A 9,355-nucleotide genomic window follows, 5' to 3' on the forward strand; every position below is an offset into this window, starting at 1 on the left:
GCGGGCAATGCCGTAATGCCCGAGCTAATTTTAGTTTTCGAGTTATCTTCTAATGCTCTAAGCTTACTTACCTCTGCGGTCCAATCTGGATTCATTCTCGGGACCTTATTATTTGCTTTTTTAAGTATTTCAGATAAATTCTCTCCTACCCAAGTATTTTTTCTATGTGCCATTTTTGGCTCAATCTTCAATCTCGCCACGATCATGGAAGAGAACAACCTGTATAGTCTTATAATCATTAGGTTTCTCGTAGGATTCTCCCTGGCAGGTATCTATCCGGTTGGGATGAAAATAGCTTCAGATCACTTCGAGAAAGGACTAGGCCGGTCTTTAGGATATCTGGTAGGCGCGTTGGTTCTGGGCACTGGTTTTCCTCATTTACTGAAGGCTACCAGCGAAATTGTTCAATTGAGCTGGAATGTGGTTATCATTAGCACAAGCGCATTGGCGCTTTCTGGCGGACTTCTCCTCAGGATGCTGGTTCCCGATGGACCATTTCGGAAACCTCATCAGACTAAAGATTCTTCTAATATTCTCAAACTCTTCCATAATTCTAATTTTCGAAGCGCTGCATTCGGGTATTTTGGCCATATGTGGGAGCTCTATGCCTTTTGGGCTTTTGTACCTCTCATGTTAGAAATTTACAATCACTTCCACCCTGATAGTATCTCGAATATTCCTCTTTGTAGTTTTCTCATTATTGGTTCTGGAGCGGTAGCCTGCGCTATTAGTGGGATCTTATCTGAAAGATTCGGAGTGGCCCGTGTTGCCAGAACAGCATTGTTCTTTTCAGGAATATGCTGTCTCGTATCTCCTTTGCTATTATTATTTGCTTCGGAAGTGATCTTTGTTATTTTTCTGATCTTCTGGGGTGTGATGGTCATTGCTGATTCTCCTATGTTTTCAACACTTATCGCAAGATCTGCTCCTGCTGAAGGTCGGGGGACTGCACTTACCTTAGTCAACTCTATTGGATACGCGATCACTATCTTGAGTATCCAGATTGTCGGTAGGAGCCAGGAACTACTTCCTCAGCAATATATGTTCGTGATCCTCGCTGCAGGTCCAATTCTGGGAGTTGTTTATATCAAAAACTTCAGAAGTAAAAGTTTATAAAAGAATCCACGGCATTTCTTATATTTAAGAAAATAAGATCATGCAAATTGAAGCCAATTCTCCAGAGCAGTATATTTCCGAAGTTCCAGCAGAAAGAAGAGAAGCGCTCCAGAATTTGAGAAAGATTATTCTGGAGAACCTTCCCAAAGGATTCGAGGAAACCATGAATTATAAAATGATAGGTTACGTGGTGCCTCATTCTATATTTCCAGATGGATATCATTGTGATCCCAATCTACCACTCCCCTTTGCCCATCTTGCCAATCAAAAAAATTACCTTGCGCTTTATCATTCAGGTATTTACGCAGACGCTGAGTTGAGAAATTGGTTTGTAAAAAGCTATAAAAGTATGACCGGGAAGAAACCTGATATGGGAAAAAGCTGTGTTCGTTTTAAGAATATGCAGCAAATTCCTTATGATCTTATTGGTGAGCTTATGACCAGATTCTCTGTTGAAGAATGGGTTACACTTTATCAAAATCGTTGAAAAACATTTAAGGTTTAACAGATTAGTGTCTCTGCGGTTAAACCTCTCTTAAGTATTTGATCATCTTTCTTAAAGAATTGGTGAGCTTTACTGAAACCTGTAAGTTCACCAGCTTAAATACAAAATCAAAGTTTTATGAAAAAGATACTAGGTGGAATTGCGATGATCCTCGCACTGGGAACAACAACGGTAAATGCTCAAAATGCACCACTACCACAACAACAAATAGAGGTAACCGATTCTGAATTAACTGAATTTGCTGAAGTTTTTCAGAAAATGAGAATGGTAAACCAGGAAGCTCAACAGGAGATGATACAGGTTGTTCAGGAACAGGAACTGGATCTTCAGAGATTCAATGAAATTCATCAGGCAAACATGGATCCAAACAAAGAGGTGGAAACTACTGAAGCTGAATCAAAACAGTACAAGATCGTAGTTGCAGAATTGGAAGAAATTCAACCACAGTTTCAACAGAGAATGGAGAAACTGATTGGTGAAAGTGACCTAAGTAAGGAACGTTACCAACAATTGGTGATGGCACTACAAAAAGACCCTGAACTTCAACAAAGATTACAGAAGGCACTACAGGGATAATTTTTTAGTTTCATAGTATAGAAAAGTGGGCTCCGCCCACTTTTTTTTATGCCTGCGACCCAAACATTTAAGTCTATTTTAAAATTCGAATGTCCCGGAGGCATCAATTTTGTTGTAATTTTAGAAATATTAAATAACTATGGCAAGCCTACTTAAAAGCAGATTCAGTTTTATCATAATCATGATGATGTTTACGTGGTGCAGTGCCCAGCAGAAATCGAATATGCATCAAAAGGACAGTTTAGAGTATAGCAATAAGATCGTACCAGATAATATATGGCGTGAAACCTATGTAGCACTTTCTCACTATCCAGAGCTTAAAGACACTCCTATTGAATTTAAATTTAAAAAGAACATAAAAAAGTCTTTCATGCAGGCTCAGCCTAAGTTGAGCGGATTCTTCAAAAACAGGAAGAATAGAAGCTATGTTATTTATATAAATGAAAAATTTAAGATCGAAGACGAGACATTTAGTGTAAAGGACGTCCCTTCTGAAGTTTTAATTGGATGGCTTGGTCATGAACTTGGCCATGTAATGGACTATCGCGATCGATCTGCCATAGATATGCTGTGGTTTGGAATTCGTTACGTAACCTCTAATAATTATATTCGTGAAGCTGAAAGAGCTGCAGATACGTATGCTGTAAACCACGGATTAGGACAGAATATTATTGCTACTAAAGATTTTATCCTGAATCACTCCAAGCTTAGTGAAAGCTATAAGAGCAGGATTCAGGATTTATATCTGTCTCAGGAAGAGATTATGGTGCTAATCGATGAAATTCATGAAGAAGTTATCGACTAGTTCTTCGATTTAAGATCTTCAAGGAATTTTTCCCATTCAGCGAACTTCTCTTCATTCATTACTTTTTCCATTTTAACCTGACCACCTTTTTTCTTATTGGCCGCGTTCCATTCATGGAAAGTGTTAGGATCTATAGTTTGCACACGAACACCTTTCAGAGCTTTTCCACGTGCTACTTTGTAATTCTTATTGGCATTTTTCAGGGCATTATCCAGGCTTTCAGATAACTTATCTGCATCTGCAGGATCTTCGGTCCCTAAATACCAATAATGATAATATTCGTTGTCTTCTCCCCGCTTGGCTGAAACTACATATTCCGGGATCCTGATATCATACTCTTCTTCAAGTTCCTGAACAGCATCGTTCATTTTATTTACTGAAAGTTGAGAGCCTACCACATTAAGGAAAAATTTCGTTCTCCCGGTGATTCTGATCTCATGCTTTTCCTTATCTGTAAACTTGATTGTATCACCAATAATATATCTCCAGGCTCCACTCACTGTTGAGATCAACAACACGTAATCCACTTCCTCTTCTATATCATCTATGGAAATTACAGGTGCATCATCAGTGAGCGAACCATCCTGATTAATATAATCTGGCTTGAACGGTACAAATTCGAAATAGATCCCATTATTTGTGATCAACTTCATTGAATGCGTTTCTGGTCTTTGCTGAAATGCCAGAAATCCTTCTGAAGCCAGGTAAGTATCAATAACCTGTACTGGTTTCCCAAGTAACGCATTAAAACTTTTCTCGTATGGTTCAAATGCCACCCCTCCAGAAGTATAGACCTGTAGATTAGGCCAGATCTCGTGAATATTATCAACTTTATGATATTTAATAACTTCTTTCAACATAAGTTCCATCCATGATGGAATTCCGCTTAATGCACCTATGTCCCACTCCTTAGCAGTCTCTGCGATCTTCTTAACACGTTCATCCCATTCATCAATCTTGGCAATCTCAACGCCGGGCTTGTAATAACCTCTAAACCAGAATGGAATATTACTGGCGCTAATACCGCTAATTTCACCTTCCTCATGATCTCCTTCTTTCTGCAGATCTGTAGAACTTCCCAACATCATTATTTCTTTTTCGAAAAAATCTGCTGGAAGATCAAAATGGCTCAGGGCACTCACCTGCTGTATTCCGGCATTGCGAATAGAATCAACCATATCTTCTGTAACCGGGATTCTTTTACTGGTTTTACCAGTAGTCCCCGAACTTAAAGCAAAATATGGTGGTGTTCCGGGCCAGGTAACATCTGTTTCTCCTTCGTGGTATAAATGCCACCACTCTTTATCAATTTTATTATAATCAAAATAAGGAACTCTATTTGCAAATTCCTTTTCCACATCTTCTGCTTCAAGGATTTCTGCAAAATTATAGTACTTTCCAAAGGCTGTATCTTTTGCCTTATCCAACAGACTTTTTAAAACATCGAGTTGCTCGGTGTTAGCATCACCTTCAGAAGTAAAAGAATCTTTTATATCAATCAAACTCTTGATAATAGAACCGAATATTGCCATTTTGCGTAAGTAGTTTTTAATCTCATCAAAACTAAAGATACGATCGCTCTCCTACTAAAGATTACAATATATTTAACTCGTCAAATTTGTAGGTCTTATCGTACTTTTAGTGTTTAATATGTACGAAGACATTCTAGAATAAAGTTAAATTCCTATGAATATCGATGAAATGCAAAAAATAACTGTAATATTTACAGTCCGAAATATAATTATACCCTTTACAACTACATGAATCAAACATTACCCCAGAACCAGTCTCGTTATAGAATGGTTTCCTACGATGAAGCTTCTCCGGAAGTTCAGACGATTTACGACGACACTAAAAAAACCTTACAACTTCCCTTCGTTTTAAACTGGTTTAAATGCCAGGGCGATAATGCCACTTTATTGAAAGGGAACTGGAGCAAATTGAAGAATACGCTTATGGAAGGTGAAGTACCCAACGTATTAAAGCAATTGATCATCTATAACGTTTCAAAAGAAAGAGGATGCAATTATTGCTCTCATGCACACGGAATCTTTGCAGATAGTATGAGTAGTATGATCTCAGAAGATGAAGGTTTTAAGGCTACACAACATATCAACAGTCCGTCGATGCCGGTAAGTTACCGAACCGCTGTACAGATCGTTACCAAAGCAGCTTTAAATCATTCAGACATTTCTGATGAAGACTTTAATAGTCTGGAAAAAGCAGGTTTTACAAGGAGAGAAATCCAGGAGCTTATGGCTCAGGCAGACCTGGTAAACATGCTGAATACGATTGCAGATGTATCTGGAATAAAGATCGACAACGAACTTTTAGAAACGCCGGAATAAGGGTTTTCTTCTACGATGCAGGATATTAGCAGTAATACTTCCCAGCTTTACAGGATCACCTATGAAGCCTATTCCAAGTTCGCCAACGGTATAAATCGCTGTTCGAACCTGGAAGAGATCGCTAATGTTTGTAAGACAAACCTGAAGTATCTTATAAATTTCCGGATCTTGAGAATGTGCATTATTCGGGAAAAAGATAATTTCATCGTTGAACAGTTCTCTGGTAACATCTGGTATGATTTTGAATCAGAGACCGAAATATTTCAGTACGAGAGAGATCTTAAAGAAACGGGCATTCCGCTACTTACCGGAAGCATTCCTGATAAACTTCTAGAAAACAAAATAGAAAGGTCAGATCTATTTGATCCGGTACTCTGGGGATGGTCATTTGATAAAACCGATTCAAAGGTGATAGTATCCCTGTTAGCCGATCAACAAATGACATTTTCAGTAGGAGATATTGATATTCTGAAGCTGGTAGTTGATTGCATACAATCTAAGTTCAACGAGATCTATCTTAAGAAGCAGCTCGCTATTCAGAATAAAAATTTAACCGAAGCTTATGAGACCATTAAGCTAAAGAATGAGCAAATTGAAACCATTGTTAAAAATCAACAGCAAACTATAACAAAACGAACCGAATCTATAGCTGAAAAGAATAAGAAGTTGCTTCATATTTCAGCCTTGAATGCGCATAACGTTCGTGAGCCTTTATCCAGAATACAAGGTATTGTACAGCTGGCTGAACTAGTGGATACCGAAACATTTAAAAGTGAAATGATGCCAAAACTAGAATCGACTGTAAACGAACTTGATGAGGTTTTGCATGAAGTAGTAGAAATGGCATCAAAAGAAATAGTGGCTTTAAAAGCTGAAGAATTATGAGTAAGATCTACCTGGTAGATGACCAGCCAATTTCGAATTTTATCACCAAGAAACTGCTTGAAATCGAAGGATATCGAGGTACTGTAAAAGATTTTACAAACCCGTGTGAAGCTATGGAGTTTGTTTCTGAAGACCGTGATGCTATAATATTTCTTGATCTAAACATGCCAGAAATGAATGGCTGGGAATTTCTGGAAATGCTACAGAGCAGGAACTGCAGTCACCGTATCATCATTCTTACTTCCAGCACCAGCAAGATCGATGTAGATAAGGCTAAAGATTATCCGGCAGTAATTAAATACATGGTGAAACCTATGAATAAGCAGAAGTTTTCCGAACTTTCGGGACTTTTAAAAGCTTCCTGATTGCAACCAGATTCTCAGAAATTATTAGAATTAGCCTATGCACAAATGCATTTTGGCAAATATAAAGGTGTCTATCTTTCAGATATCCCCGAACCATATTATGTATGGTTTAGACAAAAAGGATTTCCGCAGGGAAAACTTGGCGACCAGATGCAACAGGTTTACGAACTCAAAGTTAATAGTCTCGAAGGCCTTTTGAGACAAATTCGCATGCGCTATCCCCGTCCCAGAAAATAGGATCTTCTCCTGTTAAAAACCTCTTAAGATTAGGACTTCAAAGTAAGCGGTTTTTCTATTCTTCTTTGTAATTTAGCGCCCTGAATAACAACACAACAAACACGACTAAAAATGGCCGATACCAAGTATATATTCGTCACAGGCGGTGTATCTTCCTCTCTTGGAAAAGGAATTATTGCCGCGTCTCTGGCGAAATTATTACAGGCTAGGGGTTTTAGAGCAACTATTCAGAAACTGGATCCTTATATTAATGTAGATCCGGGAACTTTAAATCCTTACGAACACGGAGAATGTTATGTGACTGAAGATGGAGCTGAAACAGATCTCGATCTTGGCCATTACGAGCGTTTTCTCAATGTGAATACTTCCCAGGCAAATAATGTGACTACCGGAAGAATTTACCAAAGCGTCATCGAGAAAGAAAGACGTGGTGAATTTTTAGGAAAAACAGTACAGGTAGTTCCTCATATCACCAATGAAATCAAGGAAAGAATACAGATCCTTGGCAAGAATGGAGATTACGATATTGTTATCACTGAAATTGGAGGAACTGTAGGTGATATTGAATCTCTACCCTATATTGAAGCTGTAAGACAGCTAAAATGGGAACTTGGTGATGATAATGCTCTGGTAATTCACCTTACTCTTGTTCCATATCTTTCTGCTGCAGGAGAATTGAAAACCAAACCAACTCAGCATAGTGTAAAAACTTTGATGGAAAGTGGTATCAAAGCCGATATTCTTGTTTGCAGAACCGAGCATGAACTATCAGATGATATAAGAAGAAAACTTGCTATCTTTTGCAATGTGAGACAGGAAGCTGTGATACAAAGTATCGATGCAAGAACGATCTACGATGTGCCAAACATGATGCTCAAGGAAGGGCTGGATACAGTGACCATGAAAAAACTGGATCTCCCTACCGACTCTACTCCTAACCTTGATCGCTGGAATCAATTCTTAAAGAGACATAAAAATCCCAAGGCTGAAGTACATATTGGACTTATTGGTAAATACGTTGAACTTCAGGATTCTTATAAATCTATTCTGGAATCTTTCATCCATGCTGGAGCCGAGAACGAAGTTTCGGTTAAAGTAGAATACATTCATTCAGAATTTATAAACGACAGTACGATCCACAATAAAATAAGTCATCTTGACGGAGTTCTGGTTGCACCAGGATTTGGAGAACGTGGTATCGAAGGAAAGATCGATGCGGTGAGATATGCTCGTGAAAACAATTTGCCATTCTTAGGAATCTGCCTGGGAATGCAAATGGCTGTCATCGAGTTTGCCAGAAACGTGCTTAAATTAAAAGGTGCTAATTCTTCTGAAATGGATCCTGATACCAAGCATCCGGTGATCGATCTTATGGCAGACCAAAAAGAAGTTACACATAAAGGTGGTACGATGAGACTTGGCGCGTGGGATTGTGAACTGAGTAAGAAGTCTGTAATTCATGACGCTTACGGGAAAGACATGATTTCAGAAAGACACCGTCATCGCTACGAATACAACAATAAATATAAAGAACAACTGGAAAATGCAGGAATGCTAAGTACCGGTATAAATCCAGAAACAAAACTCGTGGAAGTGATCGAACTCGCAGACCATCCATGGTTTGTTGGTGTTCAATATCACCCTGAATATAAGAGTACCGTGGCTAGTCCACACCCATTGTTTGTCTCTTTTGTAAAAGCTGCATTAGAATATTCAGAAAAGAGACAAAGTGCCAAAATGGCGCAGAAATAGAAACTGGTCGTTTATTTGACTGGGTAGATTAAGCAATACTAAGTAATGGAAGAAAAGAAAATTGACGTCCAATCCATCATTGGATTTATTTTAATTGGTGGTATCCTTCTTTGGATGCTTTACAATAACACTCCAGACGAAGCGGAGGTCGTAGATGAAGTAACTACGGAAGAAAATATTAATAGAGATCAGGATACGACTCCTGAATTCGAAGAAAACACAGCTACCCCAGCAAGCGACTCGACCGCTCTTGTAGAGGCTCAAAAACGTCTGGGTGCTTTTGGATATTCTGAAACACTTTCTTCTGCAAAAGGAGGTTCTACGACGATAGAAAACGACCTATTGGAATTAAAGATTTCTAATAAAGGTGGTTATATTGAAGAAGCCAGACTGAAGAATTTCAAGACTTTCGATTCGATTCCCGTTTACCTTATCAAGGATGGAAACGCTTCCATGAATATGAGTTTAAACACTACTGATGGAAGAACTCTTAATACTGAAAACCTGTATTTTGAACCGGAGTTAACTGAAAATAACGGAAACCAGATCCTGTCTATGAAACTTAAGGTTTCGGAAGATGAGTACCTGGAATACAGGTATGCGATGAGACCGGGAGAATATATGCTGGATTTCAGCGTACGTTCAGAAGGACTAACCGGCGTGTTAAATTCTTCAGCAACACCTGTACTTGATTGGAAATTGAAAGGATACCGTCATGCGAAGAGTATTTCTTATGAGAACAGGTACACTGATCTTATCTGGGAAT

General features: G+C 38.6%; 11 protein-coding genes. 10 read left to right on the top strand and 1 reads right to left on the bottom strand.

Annotated features, from left to right (window positions below; genetic code table 11):
* Positions 1 to 15 precede the first annotated feature (15 nt).
* From ACNKXS_RS08215 to ACNKXS_RS08230, 4 genes are all read left to right on the top strand, one after another.
* Positions 16 to 1,116, top strand: a complete 1,101-nt coding sequence (locus ACNKXS_RS08215; protein WP_417920841.1) for an MFS transporter — start codon at positions 16 to 18, stop codon at positions 1,114 to 1,116.
* Between the two features lie 40 nt (positions 1,117 to 1,156).
* Positions 1,157 to 1,603 (top strand): DUF1801 domain-containing protein, encoded by a 447-nt coding sequence (locus tag ACNKXS_RS08220; RefSeq protein WP_417920464.1) that lies wholly within the window; start codon positions 1,157 to 1,159, stop codon positions 1,601 to 1,603.
* Positions 1,604 to 1,738: 135 nt separating this feature from the next.
* Positions 1,739 to 2,197 (top strand): DUF4168 domain-containing protein, encoded by a 459-nt coding sequence (locus ACNKXS_RS08225; RefSeq protein ID WP_417920465.1) that lies wholly within the window; start codon positions 1,739 to 1,741, stop codon positions 2,195 to 2,197.
* A gap of 223 nt (positions 2,198 to 2,420) precedes the next feature.
* Positions 2,421 to 3,002 (top strand): M48 family metalloprotease, encoded by a 582-nt coding sequence (locus ACNKXS_RS08230; protein WP_295182579.1) that lies wholly within the window; start codon positions 2,421 to 2,423, stop codon positions 3,000 to 3,002.
* Here the strand turns inward: ACNKXS_RS08230 and ACNKXS_RS08235 are convergent.
* The gene (locus ACNKXS_RS08235; RefSeq protein ID WP_417920466.1) at positions 2,999 to 4,534 is read right to left on the bottom strand and encodes a GH3 family acyl-acid amido synthetase; all 1,536 of its coding nucleotides are present in this window, start codon (positions 4,532 to 4,534) and stop codon (positions 2,999 to 3,001) included. The two genes, ACNKXS_RS08230 and ACNKXS_RS08235, sit on opposite strands and share 4 nt — an antisense overlap.
* 228 nt (positions 4,535 to 4,762) lie before the next feature.
* On the opposite strand from ACNKXS_RS08235, the gene ACNKXS_RS08240 reads away from it, so the two are divergent.
* The 6 genes from ACNKXS_RS08240 to ACNKXS_RS08265 form a co-directional block, all read left to right on the top strand.
* A complete protein-coding gene (locus ACNKXS_RS08240; protein WP_417920467.1) occupies positions 4,763 to 5,350 on the top strand; it encodes a carboxymuconolactone decarboxylase family protein in 588 nt (195 codons plus the stop codon).
* 15 nt (positions 5,351 to 5,365) lie between these two features.
* Positions 5,366 to 6,235, top strand: coding sequence for a histidine kinase (locus ACNKXS_RS08245; protein ID WP_417920468.1), 870 nt, complete (start codon positions 5,366 to 5,368; stop codon positions 6,233 to 6,235).
* The gene (locus ACNKXS_RS08250; protein ID WP_298524546.1) at positions 6,232 to 6,600 is read left to right on the top strand and encodes a response regulator; all 369 of its coding nucleotides are present in this window, start codon (positions 6,232 to 6,234) and stop codon (positions 6,598 to 6,600) included. The genes ACNKXS_RS08245 and ACNKXS_RS08250 overlap by 4 nt, the downstream gene beginning before the upstream one ends.
* Complete coding sequence (locus tag ACNKXS_RS08255) at positions 6,601 to 6,837, top strand: DUF3820 family protein (protein ID WP_417920469.1); 237 nt, start codon at positions 6,601 to 6,603, stop codon at positions 6,835 to 6,837.
* 111 nt (positions 6,838 to 6,948) lie between these two features.
* Positions 6,949 to 8,589, top strand: coding sequence for a CTP synthase (locus ACNKXS_RS08260; RefSeq protein WP_417920470.1), 1,641 nt, complete (start codon positions 6,949 to 6,951; stop codon positions 8,587 to 8,589).
* A gap of 45 nt (positions 8,590 to 8,634) precedes the next feature.
* A partial coding sequence (locus ACNKXS_RS08265) for a YidC/Oxa1 family insertase periplasmic-domain containing protein (protein WP_417920471.1) occupies positions 8,635 to 9,355 on the top strand: 721 nt, incomplete at its 3' end.

The sequence above is a fragment of the Christiangramia marina genome (assembly GCF_048285865.1).
Taxonomy (GTDB): Bacteria; Bacteroidota; Bacteroidia; order Flavobacteriales; family Flavobacteriaceae; genus Christiangramia; species Christiangramia marina.